General features: G+C 33.3%; 14 protein-coding genes. 5 read left to right on the plus strand and 9 right to left on the minus strand.

Annotated elements, in window-relative coordinates; translation table 11 throughout:
* Nucleotides 1-88: 88 nt before the first annotated feature.
* From RBH29_RS03045 to RBH29_RS03065, 5 genes are all read left to right on the plus strand, one after another.
* Nucleotides 89-1,285: an aspartate aminotransferase family protein gene (locus RBH29_RS03045; RefSeq protein ID WP_306695043.1), complete on the plus strand. Its 1,197-nt coding sequence runs from the start codon at nucleotides 89-91 to the stop codon at nucleotides 1,283-1,285.
* 28 nt (nucleotides 1,286-1,313) lie between these two features.
* Entirely contained in the window at nucleotides 1,314-2,231 is a 918-nt protein-coding gene (argF, locus tag RBH29_RS03050) for an ornithine carbamoyltransferase (RefSeq protein ID WP_306695044.1), read from the plus strand.
* A gap of 89 nt (nucleotides 2,232-2,320) precedes the next feature.
* Complete coding sequence (locus tag RBH29_RS03055; RefSeq protein ID WP_306695045.1) at nucleotides 2,321-2,794, plus strand: GNAT family N-acetyltransferase; 474 nt, start codon at nucleotides 2,321-2,323, stop codon at nucleotides 2,792-2,794.
* A gap of 28 nt (nucleotides 2,795-2,822) precedes the next feature.
* Complete coding sequence (locus RBH29_RS03060; protein ID WP_306695046.1) at nucleotides 2,823-4,568, plus strand: sensor histidine kinase; 1,746 nt, start codon at nucleotides 2,823-2,825, stop codon at nucleotides 4,566-4,568.
* A gap of 83 nt (nucleotides 4,569-4,651) precedes the next feature.
* Nucleotides 4,652-5,305, plus strand: coding sequence for a response regulator transcription factor (locus RBH29_RS03065; RefSeq protein WP_306695047.1), 654 nt, complete (start codon nucleotides 4,652-4,654; stop codon nucleotides 5,303-5,305).
* A gap of 8 nt (nucleotides 5,306-5,313) precedes the next feature.
* Here the strand turns inward: RBH29_RS03065 and RBH29_RS03070 are convergent, their stop codons facing one another.
* The 9 genes from RBH29_RS03070 to RBH29_RS03110 all read right to left on the minus strand — a co-directional run bounded on the left by RBH29_RS03070 (nucleotide 5,314) and on the right by RBH29_RS03110 (nucleotide 20,355).
* Nucleotides 5,314-6,063, minus strand: coding sequence for an alpha/beta hydrolase (locus RBH29_RS03070; RefSeq protein WP_306695048.1), 750 nt, complete (start codon nucleotides 6,061-6,063; stop codon nucleotides 5,314-5,316).
* Nucleotides 6,064-6,226: 163 nt separating this feature from the next.
* A complete protein-coding gene (locus RBH29_RS03075) occupies nucleotides 6,227-10,057 on the minus strand; it encodes a carbohydrate-binding protein (RefSeq protein WP_306695050.1) in 3,831 nt (1,276 codons plus the stop codon).
* A gap of 21 nt (nucleotides 10,058-10,078) precedes the next feature.
* Nucleotides 10,079-10,894, minus strand: a complete 816-nt coding sequence (locus RBH29_RS03080) for a rhomboid family intramembrane serine protease (RefSeq protein WP_306695052.1) — start codon at nucleotides 10,892-10,894, stop codon at nucleotides 10,079-10,081.
* 98 nt (nucleotides 10,895-10,992) lie between these two features.
* Nucleotides 10,993-13,428 carry a GH36-type glycosyl hydrolase domain-containing protein gene (locus RBH29_RS03085; protein WP_306695054.1) on the minus strand — a complete coding sequence of 812 codons (2,436 nt, stop codon included), beginning with the start codon at nucleotides 13,426-13,428 and terminating at the stop codon, nucleotides 10,993-10,995.
* A gap of 255 nt (nucleotides 13,429-13,683) precedes the next feature.
* Nucleotides 13,684-15,456 (minus strand): tetratricopeptide repeat protein, encoded by a 1,773-nt coding sequence (locus RBH29_RS03090; RefSeq protein WP_306695056.1) that lies wholly within the window; start codon nucleotides 15,454-15,456, stop codon nucleotides 13,684-13,686.
* A 78-nt stretch (nucleotides 15,457-15,534) separates the two neighbouring features.
* Nucleotides 15,535-16,467 (minus strand): transketolase family protein, encoded by a 933-nt coding sequence (locus RBH29_RS03095; protein WP_306695057.1) that lies wholly within the window; start codon nucleotides 16,465-16,467, stop codon nucleotides 15,535-15,537.
* Between the two features lies 1 nt (nucleotide 16,468).
* Nucleotides 16,469-17,314: a transketolase gene (locus RBH29_RS03100; protein ID WP_306695059.1), complete on the minus strand. Its 846-nt coding sequence runs from the start codon at nucleotides 17,312-17,314 to the stop codon at nucleotides 16,469-16,471.
* A gap of 121 nt (nucleotides 17,315-17,435) precedes the next feature.
* The gene (locus RBH29_RS03105; protein WP_306695061.1) at nucleotides 17,436-18,332 is read right to left on the minus strand and encodes a YitT family protein; all 897 of its coding nucleotides are present in this window, start codon (nucleotides 18,330-18,332) and stop codon (nucleotides 17,436-17,438) included.
* 109 nt (nucleotides 18,333-18,441) lie between these two features.
* Entirely contained in the window at nucleotides 18,442-20,355 is a 1,914-nt protein-coding gene (locus tag RBH29_RS03110; protein WP_306695071.1) for an ABC-F family ATP-binding cassette domain-containing protein, read from the minus strand.
* Between the last annotated feature and the right edge of the window lie 88 nt (nucleotides 20,356-20,443).

The raw sequence follows: 20,443 nt of genomic DNA on the forward strand, positions 1-20,443 counted from the left end.
TTGTATGCTTCTTTTTAATTTTAACTATTGCATTTTTATGCATTTTTATGTATAATTATAAGTAAAATTTCTCTAGGAGGTTTTATATATGAATTTAAATGAAATAATTGATTTTGATAAAAAATATTTTATGAATACATTTGGAACCCGAACTCCTGTCTGCTTTGACTATGGAAAAGGCATAAACTTATGGGATCTTGATGGAAACAAATATTATGATTTTTTTGCTGGAATAGCAGTAAGTGCTGTTGGTCATTCTCATCCTAAGCTTGTTAATGCTGTAAAAAACCAAGCTGAAAAACTTATTCACTGTTCAAACCTTTATTACGTAGAATCCCAAGCTAAGCTGGCAAAATTACTTGTTGAAAACTCCTGTGCTGATAAGGTGTTTTTTGCCAACAGTGGTGCTGAAGCAAATGAAGGAGCTATTAAGCTTGCAAGAATTTACTTTAAGAAAAAAGGAATGGGAGAAAAGTTTGAAATAATTACTTTATCCAACTCCTTTCATGGCAGAACCCTTGCAACTATAGCTGCAACTGGCCAAAACAAATATCAAAAACCTTTTTGCCCACTTACACCAAGCTTTTTAAGTGTTCCTATTAACAATCTTGATGCACTGAAAAAGGCAATTAATGATAGCACCTGTGCCGTGATGATTGAACCAATTCAAGGGGAGAGCGGAGTTAATCTAGCTACTTCTGAATACTTAAAAGGGGTCAGAAAACTCTGTGATGAAAAAGGCATAATGTTAATATTTGACGAAGTTCAAAGTGGTCTTGGAAGAACAGGCAAACTTTTTTCATACCAGCACTTTGATGTTGAACCAGATATATTCACCCTAGCAAAAGCTTTAGGTGGAGGATTCCCAATTGGTGCGCTATGTGCTAAAGAACATGTAGCAGATGCGTTTGAACCTGGAGACCACGGTTCTACTTTTGGAGGCAACCCTCTTGCATGTAGTACAGCACTGGCTTCTATGGAAATTATTATGGAAGAAAAGCTGGTTGAAAACTCTGAAAAGATGGGCACTTATTTTATAGAAAAACTATCAGAACTGTCTAAAAAATATAATTTTATAGAAGATATACGCGGGAAAGGTCTTATGATAGCAATACAGTTTTCAAAAGAAATAGCTGTAGAAATTAAAAATAAGTGTTTTGATAAGGGATATCTTATCGGTAACGTAGGCAATAACATTATTAGAATATTGCCCCCATTAATTATTTCAAAAGAGGATATTGACAAAATGACAGACATGTTAGATAATATTTTATCTGAGTTTTAAATTTTTTAAACTAATGGAGGTGTACAATATGAAGCATTTAATCAGTCTACATCATTTAAAAACTGAAAACATAGAAAATATATTAACTCTGGCTGAAAAACTTAAAAAGCAACTTAAAGAAGGAACTCCCCATAAAATACTGTCTGGGAAAACTCTTGGCATGATATTTGCAAAATCTTCCACCAGAACAAGAGTATCCTTTGAAACAGGAATGTACCAATTGGGAGGTTATCCAATATTCTTAAGTTCTAATGACATTCAATTAGGCAGAGGTGAGTCAATATATGATACTGCCCAAGTGCTTTCTAGATATATAGACGGCATAATGATACGTACTTTCAAACAAAGTGATGTAGAGGATTTGGCAAAGCATGGAAGTATACCTATTATAAATGGACTCACTGATTTGATTCATCCATGCCAAATTTTGGCTGACCTATTTACTATATATGAACACAAAAAAACTTTAAAGGGGTTAAAACTTGCATATGTTGGAGATGGTAACAATATAGCACATTCTCTTCTTTACGGATGTGCCAAAACAGGCATGGATATATACGTTGCATCACCAGAAAACTATCAATGTAACAGCCAGGTTGTATCAGAATCATTGGAAGATGCAAAGAAATCAGGCTCTAACATTGTACTGACCCAAGATCCTATAAAAGCTGTTAAAGATGCAGATGTTGTATATACCGATACTTGGATAAGCATGGGACAGGAAACAGAAAAGGAAGATAGGATTAAAACATTTATGCCTTATCAGGTGAATTCTTCCCTTTTCTCAAAAGCTAAAGAAGATGCTATTTTTCTTCACTGTCTTCCAGCATACAGAGGATATGAAGTTACAGGTGATATAATAGATGGTCCTCATTCAGTTGTATTGGATGAAGCGGAAAACAGACTACATGTACAAAAAGCTGTTATGGCTCTATTAATGGGATAAAAAATGTCTTAGAAATAACTTAATACATGAATAATATTACTTTCAGGTGAATGTAATAGAAATAAGTATTTTAAAAAAAGTGGTGTTTTATGAATTATTCATTTATTATTAGAAAAGCAATAGAATCTGACGCAGAGACAATCCACAATATTGTAAAAGAGGCTTTTAACAATTACATTGTTCGTACTGGAATTAGTGCTTCTATAGAGCCAGTAAACGAAACAATAGAAGATGTTAAAAATGACATAAAAAACAAGGAAGTTTTTATAGCATTGGTTGATAATATCCCAGCAGGTACTATACGGGTATCCATTCAAAATGACAGAAGTGCATATATAAGTAGATTTGGAGTTTTACCTAAATACCACAACGCTGGAATAGGAAAAGCTTTTATTAACTTGGTAGATAGCTTTCTTGTTTCAAAACAGGTAAAAAAAGTTTTTCTTCATACTGCTTCAACTTATAAGGAGCTAATTTCTTTTTATTACAATTTAGGTTTTTATATAGACTCAACAACAAAGGATAAAGGTTATGTAAGAGCCCTTCTTGTAAAAGAATTTTAGTTTAAAAAGGTTTTTTGTGAGGTGAACCATGGATTTTTATTTTGACACAAAAATATTTCTTCAATCTATATCTGTTTTAGTTTCCCTCTTTATGATTATTTTCTTTATTTTAAAAGGAAAAAAAACACCTTTGCTTTATAATTATTTATGGTGTCAAATAATAATTTTTATATGGTCTTTTGGTCATATTTTATTTTTGTTTTCAAATAATTTGACAGCACGGTATATTTCTATATACTTTCAATATTTAGCTATTTCCTTTGTAGGTTCAAGCTGGCTTCTTTTTTGCCTTATTTATACTTTTAGTAGTTTTCTAAAAAAAAGAAAGCTAATATATTTTATGTTTCTACCACCTATTTTAGTATACATTACTTTGCTTACAAATACTTTGCACAACAAATTTTATCTTCAATTTACAATGGACGAGACTGTTTATGGCCCCTTTTTCTGGATTCACTTAGGTTTGTCCTATTTATACGTATTGATTGGAACTATTCTCCTTATAAGGTATTCTATTATGAACATAGGCTATGCACGAAAACGCACATTTATACTGATATTTGCCGCAATCACACCAACACTGGCTAATATTTTCTATATTGTTAATGCTGCCACTAATATACACATAATACCTAAGGGCTATGATCCTACTCCAGTTAGTTTTGCAATATCTCTTTTACTGTTTTCCATAGCAATGTTTAAATATAGATTTTTAAACATTGTTCCCATTGCATTTAGAAAAATTGTTTACAATTTAAATGAGTCAATAATAGTTGTAGATAGTTTAAATAGAATAGATAATTTTAATAAATCTTTTTTAGATACTTTTTCTACCACCCAAAAAATACGTATATACGATGATATAGAAACATTTACAAAGTATTTAAAGTCAACTGTATCATTGACTGCTGAATCCGAAAAACTTATTAATGCCATAAATGATACATCAGCTATCAGTGAAAGTGGTCAAATAGATATAATTTCTCCACAAAAAAAGAGCTTCCGTGTTAATATACAACCTTTGTTTGGCAAAAAACAAGATTTTTTAGGACGAATTATTCTATTTAACGATATAACAGATTATAAAAACCTTTTAGATGAAGTAAATGACAAAAATGCTGAGCTAACAGCTATGAACCAGCAGCTGTCAGAGTATGCAGCCACAGTTGAAGAACTCTCCATAGCTAAAGAAAGAAACCGATTTGCTAAAGATGTCCACGATACTTTAGGACACAGTATGACTCTACTCATTTCTCTATTAGAAGTAAGCAATATTACATGTAAAAAAAGCCCTGAAAAAACTGAAGAAAAGCTTTCCCAGGCACTTAATGTAGCCAGAGAGGGGCTTAAAGAACTGAGAAGATCAATAAAGGGACTGGCACCGGAAAATTTAAAAAATTCAGACATACTAAGCTCTATTAAAAGCCTGACAAAGGATTTTGAACCTTCCGGCGTAAATATTGATTTTTCACATAACATAGAAAACATCGATATCAACCCCAGATTTTCCAGCGTTATATTTAGAATTTGTCAGGAAGCCCTTACAAATTCTCTTAGACATGGTAAGGCAAAAAATGTTACTATAATATTAAGAGCTATAAATAATAAAATAGAATTATTTATTTTTGACGATGGAATAGGCTGCTCAAAACTAAAAAAAGGCTTTGGGTTGACTTCAATGACTCAAAGGGTAAAAGATATAGGTGGAAGTATTGTTTTTGGTTCTGACGGGGAAAGCGGTTTTAATATTAGATTGAAAATTCCACTGGATTAAAAATATATATTTTAAATAATTGATTCTTATAGTGTGCTTTTTGGAGAAAACCATAATATTTGATAAAGAGGTGTCAAATTAATATGATTAAGGTAATAATTGTTGATGATCAAATTATATTACGTGAAAGCCTTAAGTTTATTATTGAACAAGATAGTGATATAGAAGTAGTTGGCTTAGCAGGGAACGGAAAGGAAGCATTATCTGTTTGTGAGCAACTCAGTCCTGATGTTGTTTTAATGGATATTATGATGCCTCAATGTGATGGCGTGGAAGGAACAGAACTTATTAAATCAAAATATGATAAAATTAAGGTTATAATCTTAACAACCTTCAATGACGAAGAAAATGTATCAAAGGCAATAAAAAATGGTGCAGATGGGTATGTTTTAAAGGATATTTCTCCTGACGAATTAATTCTTGCCGTAAAAAGTGTTTTTAGGGGATTTAGTATAATGCATCACAGTACATTAAGTACTTTTGCAGGTAATAAGGAAAAGTCTAACAAGAAAAATAAGAAATCTGTTAAAACAAATGGTACAAATGTAAGACTAAGTAAAAAAGAGCTTAAAATTTTAAATTTAATTGTTGATGGGAAAAATAACAAAGAAATTGCAAAAGAAATGTTTATTACTGAGGGAACTGTTAAAAACGCCATTTCACAAATGCTTGACAAGTTAGACCTAAAAGATCGCACACAACTTGCAGTTTTTGCTGTTAAAAATAACATCCTGTAGATAAACTATCAATTGTAAGTACCGTCTAGGTATTTAAAGCTAGGCAGCAACCTTTTATCAATGCCATTTTCTCTTTTAGTGACTTGCTTTATAAACTCTTCAATATCAGTAAAAACTAAGTTTGAGTTAGAACAATTAGACAAATCACGGTTTAGATTATCATAACACCTTAAAACCTTTAAGTTGGATGACACTTTTTTATAAATATATTCTGCACTTCTATATTGAACAGCATCATCCATAAGACTTTGTCCAATAAACATTGGAACTTTTACCTTCGAAAAAACAGGCTTTGTCTTTTTAATAAGCAATCTAAAATTTATCAATTCAGATATTGAAAATTCAATTGGCGTTTTCATGTATCTTTTTACATTGTTGAAATTTCCTGTCCTACAATCTATTAGTATATTATAATAGATGTTTTTAATATTCCAGTAATATATAGGCGTGTTTATGGTAATTAAACTAAAAATCTTAAACCTTGCAGCAAAATTTGCCGCAATAAGCCCCCCCATATAAAAACCTATTATTACTACGTCTTTACATTTAGATTTAAGATACTTTAAGCTTGATTCTGCTGACTGTATCCATTCGCTATAGCTTGTGTTAGAAAATGCTTTTCTGTTTTCCATACTGTATTTAAGGGATGGACAAAATGTCACAAACCCCTTCGACTTAAGATATTTGCTTAAAGGCTCAACTTCTGAAGTAGTTGCTCCAAAACCGTGTATTATAAGACAACCTGTTTTATATTTCATTAATGTCACAACTCCAAGTGCTATTTTTAGTCACAAAGCTAATTGTATTATAATTGTTTATCTTTTTCAACAAGATTTTTGTTTTAAAGTTGTAAACAATATATTAACAGCCAAAAAAGCCGCCTCATTTTAACGAATGAGACGGCTTTTTGTCAGTTTATACTTACCTTGCTCTTACCTTATCTGAAAAAGAGTTACGCTGACGTGAAACTGGATCAAACACTTCTGCTTTACCTGTTACCTGATAGTTTTCATCTTCTAAAAAGACATTTAGCTTAATTCTTTCATCTGTACTCATAAACAGTACATCATCTATAGTTACCCTGACATATAAATTTCCTCTACCATCTACCATATAGTTATAAGTTAAACCTTCTAATTCAGGTGTTAGATTGCTCTCCTCAATCTGAATGTGTTTAAATATTTTTTCAGGATCAATGAACCTTCCATCTTTTTCAAAACGGAGATACAACTCATATGTCTCAGTTCTTAAGTCATATTTTATCTCTTCTGGAGCATTTAATGTAACATCAAATCCATTGTCTCTAAATCCTGTAAATACAGGCGGCTCAATTCTAGTATTATTAAGCCTAAATGTAGTTTCAACTGTATCCCTTGGATTCTCCACTCCTGACTCAGCTGCCCTTAGAGCAAAGTTATAATACTGAATATCCGGTGTTTTAATTCTAAGGCTATACTCTACAACTTCTGACTGATTTGGTTCAAGTTCTATTTTCTTTGGATAGCCTTTATCGTCAAGTTCCTTAATCCATGGATGGTATATTTCATAATCTCTTAAAGCTGTTGTAGATGTAACTTCCCATAGACCAGTGTCGATTATCTTTTCAATATCATATGTCTGAGCTCTTGCACCATGGTTTGTAAAGGTAGCCTCTATTGAAAATTCATTTCCTCCATCCCATGTATTTGCTCTGGTTTCATCAAAGCTTACTCCAACCTTTGACATCCACCCGAAAAGGTTATAGCAGAATTTATAATCTTCTACCGCCTTTCCACCTCCACGATATACATGTTTTGTAATGCCGCATCCTATATCACTTGTGGTAATAACAATTCTTCCTGCCGACTCATCTTCATTTTTAATATTCCTTATAGCAAGATTAGGAAGTTTTTCACCGGTTGTTGTATCCTCAATATGAAGTATAACTTCATCTGTAGGTAGCAAATCATCAAGATAACGATTATCATCGTTAAGCCATTCTTCTCCATCTCCTAACAGTGATATTTCACTGGTTTCTGTAAACATACCCGGTGCCATAACTCGTGTTGATTTGTCAGGATCAATTCTAAAAATATTGTCAAACAGCGGATGCATATTTTTATCATCATCTAGAACAGGAATTTGAGGAAACTTAATATTTCCACCTGGTCTTATTGACTCAAAGCTAACTGCTTCTGTAAAGCCATCACCAGGTTCTATAACAAGTCCATCACAGTTTTCCCACCACAATTGTCCACCTGCATTTAAAAAGGCTTTAACCTTATCCTGAACGTCTTCAGGATATGAGATTTCACCATGGGATGTCTGGAATAAAATATCATAATCTTTTGCTATCTGCTCAGGTGTCAATGAAGAATCGTCAATTGACACTTCCCAGTACTTAAAGAATTTAGATTTGTCTATGTTTTCTGTATACCCTACAACTCCTGAGTGAGTTATATCAGCTTCTAAATCTGTTTGTGCCTTTGCAACACTTCTTAAGTCATTGAAGTAATTTGAAAAGTCACTAAAGCTCTCATTATCGATACCGGGGATTTCTGTCGAATTCAAGTGCATAATGTCTCTATATTCACTTTTATCAAATGCAGGAGGATGAGGATTTACCAACACCCAGTCCATCGGCTTATTTATATTTCTGTCTAGAAGTTCTAGCAAAGTAAAATCCGGATTTGGATCATCTACAGCTTTGTCATTTATAGAATCCCATGCAGGTGCAGGCAAAATAAGAATTCCCACATTAACATCTCTCTTTTTAGCCGTTATTCTTGGAACAGCTAAAGTTTCTTCCTCTTCTGGTTTTATAAAGTTATTTTCCTCTAAGTTTAGTGCATTATAAATAAATGCTGCTGCCTCTGCTCTGGTAACTGGATCTTTAGGATTTAAGTTTCCTAAATGATCACCTCTCATAAGTCCTTTATCAAGTGCTAGTTCAATAAAATATCTATATGAATCTGTAATTTCATCAGCGTCTTTATCTGTATATCTATTTAAGTTTGCTCCAGGTTCAAGTTCTGGATCAAGTACAAACACTCTTCCATCTTCATTGTAGTCAAGACGTCTTGCACCTATTATTGCCATTGCAAATTCTTCACGCCTTACCTTTCTGTTTTGTCGATATTCCTCTGCACTGTAAGGAATACGTGTTTCAAGGTCATATCTTAACATTTTTTCAGTAAAGAAGTAATCATAGTATGCACTCATATAGTGATATGCCCAAAAATCAGGAGATATATCCGCTAAAAGCCTGTACCTTTCTGGTTTAAAATCACTATCATTCTCTGCAATAGATCTTTTCATCACATTAAATGTCATGTATGCAACATGCTCTCCAATAATATGATCTCCAGGGCTAAACTGATCATTTCCTTTTCCAAAAATAACTCCCTGGCTAGCAAGTTCCATTACAGGTATATAAAACCAATCTCTAATATTTACATCATCAAATTCTTCTGTATAAGTAACTTTATTTATTTCAACAGCTGCAATAGATGCCAAACCCTGTATTGATTTGCATTCAATTGAAAGCTTCCCGTCATCTAAAACTTTTGTAAGGTAGGGACCTTTTCTATCCCATCCGCCATAATTTTCTTCCATATCAATTGTATCAGCTAACTCGTCATTAATATACAAATCAAATACCTGCCTGTTTGTATTATGGTATTCTGTTGGATATATATATATTTCATATATATTATTTTTATCTAAATCAGCTTCAATATCCACCGTATAACCTTTTATGCTTGTATTAAAAAGTTTATCGAAATTACTATCAGTAAAATTTATCTTTTTTTGTTCAGGCTCAAAAACAAACCAATTCATTTTAGATATTAATTCACCATTTTTACTATCAGTAAGATATAGTTCGTTTACCCCTTTAACACTTGAACTTATATATGTACTGGATTCATTTGACGCATCAATTGATGCAATTGGTGATGCGGTAGGACTTCCCAATCTCACATCAATAGTTCCATCTACTTTTTGAGAAAAATCGGCCTTAAAATTTAATCTTCCACCTTCTCCAAAGTCCATAAAATTGTATTTATAAGCACCATTATCTTTTTCATCATAACTATCTACATTAACAGGATCGTAAGCACTTTTTGTGAACCTGAACCAGTTAACATTAAAAAGTCCTTCTCTGTCTCCTACAAAACCTAAATAAAGTGTGTGCACACCTGAGACATTTCTGTTTAACTCACAGTAAACTTCCGTATAATCCTGCCAATCTCCTGTATTATTTACTCGAGTCCTTCCAACCAATTCACCTGATGGTGAATTAAGTCTTAATTCAATATATCCACCTTCTGTGTCACTTGCAACACGAGCTATAAATCCCTTTGTACCTTTTGGAAAATATATGTCCTCATAAGAAACATAGTCCCCATTAGAAATATATGAAAGGTTTTTCCTTCCATCAACATCCCCCGTATCTTCAACCTCTACACCATTGTTTAATGTAAAGTCCTCTGCTTCAATTCTCGAAAGTGCGTTTACTGTATTGTGGGGTCTTTCCACCTCAACAGGTTCCCTCTCATAGGTCTTTATATTTTCTACATTTCTCTGCCCGCTAAAGGGTGCCCCATCAACAGTAACATCTTCCCCACCCAAATTAACTTCCATAACAGGTACATCAACTCTTTCACAGTATGATATTACTTCTTCACTTTCAGCAAAAGATACTGCTGAAATCACTGACAAAGTAAAAACCATAACTGTGAGCAATGCAATAGTTTTTCTACAATTAGCCATTCTTTTTCCTCCTTAGTTTTTTTAATATTTTGGTTTTTTTATATGTTCATGATTCTTAAGATGATCCATACAGTATTCATAATCACCTTCACAAGTAGAACAGTATCTAAACTCCATTTGGGGATCATCTTTTTCTGTTATACCACAAACTGTACACTTATGGATGGTATCTTTTATTTTTAAACCTTGTTGATATTTTGCCTTTCTAACAACAGAGCCACTTCTCATTTTTGATTTAAAGAATATTTCTTTTCCAAAGAAAAGAAAATAATTAAGCACCGCTGCTCCCACTGCTATTCTTATAGGTGTGTTTCCGCCTAAAAACATGTATCCCATAAGCCCCCAGTTAGCCCAGGCTATATATTTCAACTTAACAGGTAGCATTAGTAATAATCGAATTTCATAATTTGGATGAAATCTTGCAAATCCAAATAAAAGAGACAAATTTAAATAGTGAGGACTTACATGTGGGTAACCACTAATCATCGCCCCTGCTATAGTAGCCAAAATCCCTACCAAATAGTATATATTGAATTTAAAGCTTCCCCACTCCTGCTCTAATCCTGTTCCAAACCTGTAGATTAAAAGCAGAGCAAAGATAATAAATATAGGACTTGCTGGAGGAGGTATAAAGATAAATGTTATAAGCCTCCACACTTCACCCTGCATAACAAGCTCGGGAATAAGTGCAAGTCTTAAGGTGATATCAGCATTAAATAAATCATCTTGAACAAAGCTTAATAGATACACAAGCATGTTAAATACTACAATGTGCATAATTAATCCCTTTATTGCAAACCTTCCCAACTTTCTTTCCATTTTATCAAGTAATCTCATAAAAATTCTCCCTCGCAAGACAGGGGGACGGTTCTCTTGTCCCACTTTCAAAAAAAGTGAGACAAGAGAACCGTCCCCCTGTCTCACCTGTCTCATTTTTAGCCCATTGTTACTTCAACAGTGTGCTCCTTGCCGTCATTAAATACTGGAAGTGAAGTACCTTCTATTTCTTTTCCATCTACAACTACCTTCTTCACTCCTTTTGAAACCCGGTCAGGATTTTTCACTGTAATTTCATAAGTTGAACCTCTATACCATCTTGAAACTTTATATCCATCCCAGTCTTTTGGAATACAAGGATCAATTTCAAGTCCGTCAAATCCTGGCTTTATTCCAAGTATCCACTGGGATATTGCAACAAAGTTCCAAGCTGCTGTTCCTGTAAGCCATGAGTTCTTTGCTTCACCATGACGTTTAGCGTCTTTACCTGCAACCATCTGAGCATATACATATGGCTCAAGTTTGTGTATTTCACTAATCTCCTCTGTATATGCAGGAGCAATCTTTGAATAATAGTCAAACGCCATGTCCCCTCTTCCAAGAACAGTTTCTGCACATACTATCCAAGCATTATTGTGACAGAAGATTCCTGCATTTTCTTTATATCCAGCAGGGTAAGTGGATATTTCACCATATTCAATATAGTATTTTGTAAATGCAGGATTTTGAAGAACCAATCCATAAGGCGTATCCAGATATTTTTTAACTGAATCCATTGCCTTTAATGCCTTTCCATCTTCAAGTCCAAGACCTGCCATTACACAAAAACCCTGGGATTCAATAAAAATCTTACCCTCTTCATTTTCCTTGCTTCCAACTTTTTTCCCAAAGTCATCATATGCTCTTAAGAACCATTCTCCATCATAGCCATGCTCCATTACAGTTTCCTTCATTTTGTCAATATGTCCTTTTGCAGCTTTAGCTTCATCATGAAGACCTCTGTGTTCACATAATTTAATATAGTCATCTCCAATATATACAAACATACCTGCAATCATAACAGATTCTGCAACCTTACCATCCTTACTTGTAGTTGTCTGGAAAGATTCTCCTGGTTCATTTGAGAAACAGTTTAAATTCAAACAGTCATTCCAGTCTGCCCTTCCTATTAGAGGTAGACCATTAGGCCCTAAATTGTTTATAACATGATAGAAAGATCTCTTAAGGTGCTCAAGCATTGTATCTGCTTTGCTGTCATCATTATCAAACGGAACCATTTCGTCTAGTATTGCATAATCTCCAGTTTCCTTAATATAAGCAGCAACTGCCATAATAAGCCATAGTGGATCGTCATTAAAATTTCCACCTATTTCATTATTACCTTTCTTAGTAAGAGGCTGATACTGGTGATATGCTCCACCATCTTCAAGCTGTGTCGCCGCAATATCTAGAAGTCTTTCCTTTGCTCTTTCAGGTATCTGATGAACAAATCCTAACAAGTCCTGATTTGAGTCTCTAAAGCCCATTCCCCTTCCTATACCTGATTCAAAATATGATGCACTTCTTGACATATTAAATGTAACCATACACTGATACTGGTTCCATATGTTAACCATACGGTTTAATTTATCATCATTACTTTCAACTGTATACTTAGAAAGAAGATCCGTCCAATATTTATTTAGCTCTTCTAAAGACTTGTCCACATCTTCTGACGTCTTAAACTTATCTATCATTTCATTAGCTTTCTTTTTGTTGATTACACCTTTTGACTCCCACTTTTCTTCCTGTTTATTCTCAACATAGCCTAGTATAAACACAAGATCTTTTTGCTCACCTGGCTTTAATTCAACATCAATGCTGTGAGATGCTACAGGGGACCATCCATCAGCAACAGAATTTTTAGACTTTCCATTTACAACTGCATCAGGAGCTTCAAAACCATTATAAAGCCCTATAAAACTTTCTCTGTCACTGTCAAATCCAGTTATTTTTTCATTTACAGAATAAAATGAATAGTGATTTCTACGCTCTTTATACTCAGTTTTATGGTATATAACAGAATCTTTAATTTCAACTTCACCAGTATTAAAGTTTCTCTGGAAGTTTGTCATATCATCCTGTGCATTCCACAAACAAAATTCAACAAATGAAAATAGTGTTATCTTTTTGTTTTCTGAAGTCTCATTTTTTAAGACCACCTTTTGCACTTCACCATTATAATTAAGTGGAACAAAGCATGTAACTTCACTGCTTATTCCATTTCTCTTTCCCTTAATTTTTGTATATCCCAAACCATGTCTACACTCATAGCTTTCAAGATCTTTTTTAACAGGTGACCATCCTGGAGACCAGAAATCCCCATTATCATGTATGTAAAAATAACGACCGCCCATATCTATAGGCACATTATTATACCTATACCTTGTAATACGTCTTAATCTTGCATCCCTGTAAAATGAATATCCTCCAGCTGTATTTGAAACCAGTGAAAAAAATTCTTCCGTTCCTAAATAGTTAATCCACGGATAAGGTGTCTTGGGTTGAGTAATAACATACTCTTTATTTACGTCATCAAAAAAACCAAATTTCATTTTTAATCCTCCTATTTGTTTTTATAAAATTTATTTATGTTTTTCATTATTAGTAAAATCCGATTCTCATCGTCCAATACCCGTTAAATCATTAAGGTTTTGTCCTTGAGAACACGCAGTTATTTCTAAAGCATTCCTTAGTTACATTTTTTAAAACAGTATTATACAACTATTTACAGAGTATTCCCTTTCGCTTCTTAATTATTATATAGAGGTTTGATTAATAATTCAAGAGTGTATTTTATTAATGCTCATTTAAAAGTCCATTCTATTTTGTGAACCTTTTTTCCTTTTTCTCATCCTTATAATTATTATAACTATTAAAACAACTGATATTAATACAAGTACCAGAAAAAATGTAAGTACTTTTCTAAGTGCTATTTTTGCTTCCACGTTTCTTTTTCTATATTCCACTAAATCAGTTATTTCACCATGAGAGTCCAGTTCAATTGCCTTATCAAAAGCAATAACAGCCTCTTCTAAATCTCCTAGCCTTTCCAGTGCTAGACCTTTACTTTTGTATGCTAAAAAACTGTCAGGCTTTGTATCTATAGCCTTTAAAGCGTACTCTAAAGCATCTTCCCCTTGATAGGTTCCCAAGAAAGCTCCGCTTTTTACAATATAAGCCTTATGAGTTTTTTCCTTTAATTCAATTGCAATATCTGCATGTTTTATTGCTTCATCGTAATCTTCTTTTTCTAAAAAAGCATTTCCAATATTTACATTAATTTTGCTTAATAAATCAACATCCACCTGATTATCAAGTGCTTTTTTATACACTTGAATTGCCTCATCATGTTCACCTTTTCCCGAAAGTGCATTTCCCATGTTCACATAAGCCCTAGAAATAGTATCTTCATCATCCATCACCATATGAATTGCTTTGTTACCATCTTCATCATCCATCGCCAACTGAATTGTTTTATTACTGTCCTCAATTGCCCTGTCATATTTTCCTATATCAACAAATGCCTTTGCTCTGTTTAAATATCCTATAGGATTATCTGAATTTAATTCTATAGCATTAGTTCCTTCTTTTACAGCCTCTTCGCTTCTTCCAATTTCCGATAATACAAAACATCTGTTTGCATATGCCTCATAAATAGAATTGTCTATTTCCATTATACTGTCTATTTCTTCAAGAGCCTCTTCAAATCTTTCAAGCTCCACTAAAATTGCTGATTTATTTATTAAAATTTCAATTGTGACTTCTATATTATTGAAATGATTTAATTCTTCTGCTTTTTTAATTTTCTCTAAAGCCTCTTCATTTCTCCCTAACCCATTTAATAAAAATGCTTTGGTACTGTACGAAACTGGGTTTAAAGAATCTAATTCAATGCTCTTCCTGCATAACACAAGAGCTTCTTCAAATTCCCCTATATTGGCTAAAGAAATACTTTTTATTATATATGCTATTGAATTTTGAGGGTACACCTCAATGGCTTTATCACTATAAGTTATAGCTTCTTCCCATTTACTTATTTCTACTAAAACAGATGCTTTATCTGTGTAGACATCACTTAAAATATCCTCCCCTGGATTCATATTGATAACAACATCATAATACTCTATCGCCTCATCATATCTCTCATTTATAGCTAATGCCGATCCCATTAAATAATTAGCTGACAAATCCTTAGAATCTAATTCAATTGACTTTTTAGCTGATTCTAAAGCCTCTTTTGGACTATAATTTTCAAAAAAAATAACTGTTCTATTTATATGTGCATCTAAAAAATTAGCATTATATTCTAAAGATTTTTCATATTGTTCTAATGCTTCATCATATCTTTGAAGATTTTGTAGTGCAAGTCCTTTATTGTAATATGATTCAGGTATTGACGGGTCTAATTCTATAGCTCTGTCAAAGTACTCTATCGCTTCTTTGAAATTCCCCTGTTCTATTTGATTGTTTCCCTCATTAAAATTTTCAAAAAAAGAACCAGCAAATGAATTGATAGAAAAAATTATTGCAATTAAAAATATTGTTGCTGTTGTAATCAATATTTTTTTTAACCTTTTCATCAAAAACCCTCTTTCCAAGTAATTTACAAAAATAGACTTACTTAAAGCTTTAAGTAAGTCTATTTTTTAAAAGTTTATTTATTTTGTTTTAATAACATCTTTAACATTTGCAACAATATCCTGGGCTGTAAGTCCAAACATTTTCATAAGATCTGCTGGTTTACCTGACTTACCAAACTTATCCTGAACTCCAACCATTCTTAAAGGCACAGGACAGTTTTTAACTAAAACTTCAGCAACTGCACTTCCAAAGCCTCCCATTATATTGTGCTCTTCGCATGTAACAATAGCACCAGTTTCTTTAGCTGCCTTTATTATAATGTCCTTATCTATAGGCTTTATTGTATGAATGTTAACAAGTCTTGCATTTATTCCTTCATTTTTTAACACTTCAACAGCCTCAACAGCTTCTGAAACCATCATTCCAGTTGCCATTATTGTAACGTCAGAACCTTCTTTCATAGTAACACCTTTACCTAATTCAAATTTATAATTATTTTCATCAAACAAAATAGGAGTTGCAAGTCTTGCAAGCCTTATGTAGAAAGGTCCTTCCGTCTTATGAGCTGCAATAATTGCCTGTCTTGCCTCAACTCCATCAGCTGGACAAAGCACTGTCATATTTGGTATAACCCTCATTGTAGCAATATCTTCAATACACTGATGAGACGCTCCATCTTCTCCAACAGAAATCCCTGCGTGAGTTGCACCTATTTTAACATTTAATTTAGGGTAAGCTATTGAATTTCTAACCTGTTCAAAAGCCCTGCCTGAAGCAAACATTGCAAAAGTGCTTGCAAATACTGTTTTGCCACATGATGCAATACCAGCAGCAACAGACATCATATTAGACTCTGCAATTCCCATATTTATAAATCTTTCAGGATACTCTTTCTTAAATGACTCTGTCTTTGTTGATTTTGAAAGATCCGCATCTAAAACCACTATATTCTCATCTGCACCTATTTCTGCTAACGCTTTACCGTAAGCTGCTCTTGTTGCTACTTTCATATTACTCCACCTCCATTGTTTTCAAAAGTTCATCTAATTGAGCAATAGCCTCATCTCGCTGCTCATCATTAGGAGGAGCTCCGTGCCAGCCTGCTTCATTTTCCATAAAAGAAACACCTTTTCCTTTAACAGACTCTGCAACAATCATTGTAGGCTTGCCCTCTGTTTTCTTTCCTTCACTTATAGCTTCTTGTATCTGATTATAATCATGAGCATCAATGGTAATAACATTCCAACCAAAAGCCTTAAATTTATCTACCACCGGCTCAGGAGACATAACATCTGTGATTTTCCCATCTATTTGAAGTCCGTTGTGATCTAAAAATGCAATTAAATTGTCAAGCTTATAATGGGCTGCACACATTAACGCTTCCCAAACCTGACCTTCTTGTATTTCTCCATCTCCTAAAAGTGCAAATACATTATAATTCTTTTTGTCAAGTTTTCCAGCAAGAGCCATGCCCACTGCAGTTGATATTCCCTGAGCTAATGACCCGGTGGACATATCAACACCTGGTACATTTCGCATGCTTGGATGTCCTTCAAGAAAACTATCTGCCTGCCTAAACTTCTTTATTTCCTCAACAGCAAAAAATCCTTTTTCTGCCAAAGTTCCATAAAGCACTGGAGAACAATGTCCTTTTGATAATACAAACCTGTCCCTGTCTTCCCAATCAGGTTTGTTAGAATCTACACGCATTTCATTAAAATATAGCACAGTAAGTATATCAGCACTAGAAAGTGAACCGCCTGGATGTCCAGATTTCGCATTATAAACTGCTTCTATTACGTGCTTTCTTATTACTGTGGCCTGTTTTTTAAGTTCTTTTACTTTTTTATCATCCATTATAACAACTCCTAGCATTTTTATTACAATAGTATACTACATTAATCAATTTTCGTCTAGTGAAAACTGGAAGGGTTATTCCAATATAAAACCATGATGTTAATCTTTATCATAAGTAAACTTACTTTTTAAATCCTTCTCCCAGCACCTCTCTTATATCCGTTAAAATTATAAACGCTTTTTCGTCTGTATCGTTAACAATTCTTTTAAGTGTCATAAGCTGTCCTCTGTGTACGACACAGAGCAAGACCTGCTTATCGTTTCTTGTATACATCCCTGTACCTTTTAATGCCGTAACTCCTCTATCCAGCTCTTTCATGATTCTAGGTGCTATTATTTCCGGCATATCCGATATAATAAACAATGCTTTGGCAAAGCTAACTCCTTCTAAAATAGCATCTATTATCTTTGTACTTATGTATAGTGTAACAATTGCATATAATGCAAGTTGAAAACTTTGAAAAGTAACTGCCGCAAATAAAATTACACTAAAATCAATAAACAACAACGTCTGTCCTATTGTCAGTGCAGGGGTAAATTGATTCACCATTCTAGCAGCAAGATCTGTACCTCCTGTAGTAGCTCCCGATCTAAATACCAATCCCAGTCCTATTCCCAAGAGAAGTCCTCCAAACATTGAATATAAAAGGATATCAGGAGAATGATCCCGAATTTCAGGGGTTAAGAGAAATGTATCCACAAAATACGTTCCGATGGGTTTTGTTACATCTATAATTATAGAAAGAAATATTGTACCAAAAAGAGTTTTTAAAGCAAACTTTTTTCCAATAAATCGAATTCCCAATATAAATAATGGAATGTTAAACACAAGCATAGTGGCTCCCACCGGAAACCTTTCACCACTTAAATAGTATAGTACCGTAGCTATTCCACTGACTCCCCCAGGTGCAATTTTATATGGAACTATAAAAATATTAATTCCTGCAGCCGCAACAAATGCCCCTATTATTATCCATAAATAGTCCTTCCACTTTTCAAAACTATCCCTGATGCTCATCTCTTACCTCAAATCAAAATTTTTATTCACTACAATTACCTATATTTATTTGCATTCAGGTGTTTAGTTATACTATCAATAAAAAAATTTTATTAATAGGTAGAAAATATTAGTTTTTATTTTTTTCAATTTCCTCAGCTAAATCATTAAGGTATGCCCACCTTTCTATTGCTTCATTAAGTTTTTTCTCAACATCTCCCCTCTTCTCAATTAATTCTTCTAATTTTTTGTAATCACTTGTTGATTCTTCAATTTGAGAATTAACTTCAGATAATTCCTCTTCAAGCTTTTCAACTACTCCATCTATCTCTTTAAACTCTCTCTTTTCTTTAAATGTAAACTTTAAGGTTCTGTTGTTGTTGCTGTTATCTGTTTTTTTGTTGTTTTCATCTTTTTTAAGTTTAGAACTCTCATTTTTTTTCTCTATTTCTTTTTGTTGAACTTTTTCAAAATAATCTGAATAATTGCCTGTATATTTATTAATTACTCCATTTCCTCTAAAGGCAAAAATCTTTTGAGCCACTCTGTCTAAAAAGTATCTGTCATGGGATACAGCTATCACAGCCCCTTTAAAATCATCTAAATAGCTCTCTAATATGGTAAGTGTCTGGGTATCTAAGTCATTTGTAGGCTCATCTAGTAATAATACATTAGGAGCACCCATTAGAACTTTTAATAAATACAATCTTCTCTTCTCTCCACCTGATAATTTTGAAATTAGAGCCCACTGAAGATGCGGTGGAAATAAAAACCTTTCAAGCATTTGTGATGCAGTAATTTTTCCATCTCCTGTATCCAAATACTCTGCAACATTTTTTATATATTCTATAACTCTTAAATTTTCATCTAAATCCTCATTTTCCTGAGAGAAAAATCCTATCTTAACCGTTTCTCCTACTTCTACATTTCCTATATCAGGCTTTATTTTCCCTGATATAATGTTTAAAAGTGTTGACTTACCACTGCCATTAGCACCTACAACACCTATTCTATCATCTTTTAATAAAAGATAATCAAATTGTCCAATAATCTTTTTTTCTCCAAAGCTTTTATGAATATTTGAAAGCTCTATTGTTTTTTTGCCCAGCCTAGATTTTCCAGATTTTATTTCAATGCCCTCATAAGATACTGGACTTTCTTCATTCTGAAGCTTTTCAAATCTCTCTATACGAGCCTTTTGCTTTGTTGTTCTTGCCTTTACACCTTTTTTTATCCAATGCAATTCTCTTCTGTATAAATTTTGTCTCTTTTTTTCAGAAGCCTGCTCCATTTCTTCTCTTTCCAATTTAAGCTCTAAAAATTTACTGTAATTGGCTTGATAACTGTAAAGTTTACCATTATGCAGTTCAATAATCCTGTTTACCACCCTGTCTAAAAAATACCTGTCATGAGTAACCATTATAAGTGCACCTTTAATGCCGTTTAGATGATTTTCAAGCCAATGCACAGCTGTGCTGTCAACATGGTTTGTAGGTTCATCAAGAATTAAAAGATCTGCTGGGTTTATCAATGCTCCTGCCATAGAAATTCGTTTTCTCTGTCCCCCTGAAAGCTTTCCTACTTCTGCTTCAAAGTCAACTATACCAAGCTTTGTTAAAATAATTTTTGCCTCATTTTCAAATGTCCAAGCATCTAAAGCATCCATACGCTGCATTACAGACGTTAAAGCATTTTTTATTTTTTCGTCTTTAGTCTTATTATATTTTGCCATCAAAAGTTCATACTCTCTTATTGCCTGCATTACTGGCGAACTTCCTTTAAAAATTTGCTCTAAAACAGTATTTTTATCATCAAAAGTCGGATTTTGAGGCAAGTACTCTATGTTTACGCTGCTTCCCTTTTGAATTTTTCCACTATTAGCATATTCAATACCTGCAATTATTTTCAAAAGAGTTGACTTACCTGTACCATTTATTCCAATCAGCCCTATTTTGTCTCCTTCATTTATTCCAAGAGATATTTCATCAAATAATACCTTTTCACTATAGCTTTTAGACATTTTCTCCAACGTCATTATATTCATAAAACCAGTTCCTTTCTTCCACAAAACCAGACAAGGGGACGGTTCTCTTGTCTTAATTGTTGATAGCTGTTCTCTCATCATTAATGAT

The organism is Herbivorax alkaliphila, assembly GCF_030848475.1.
In the GTDB taxonomy this organism is placed as follows: Bacteria; Bacillota; Clostridia; order Acetivibrionales; family Acetivibrionaceae; genus Herbivorax.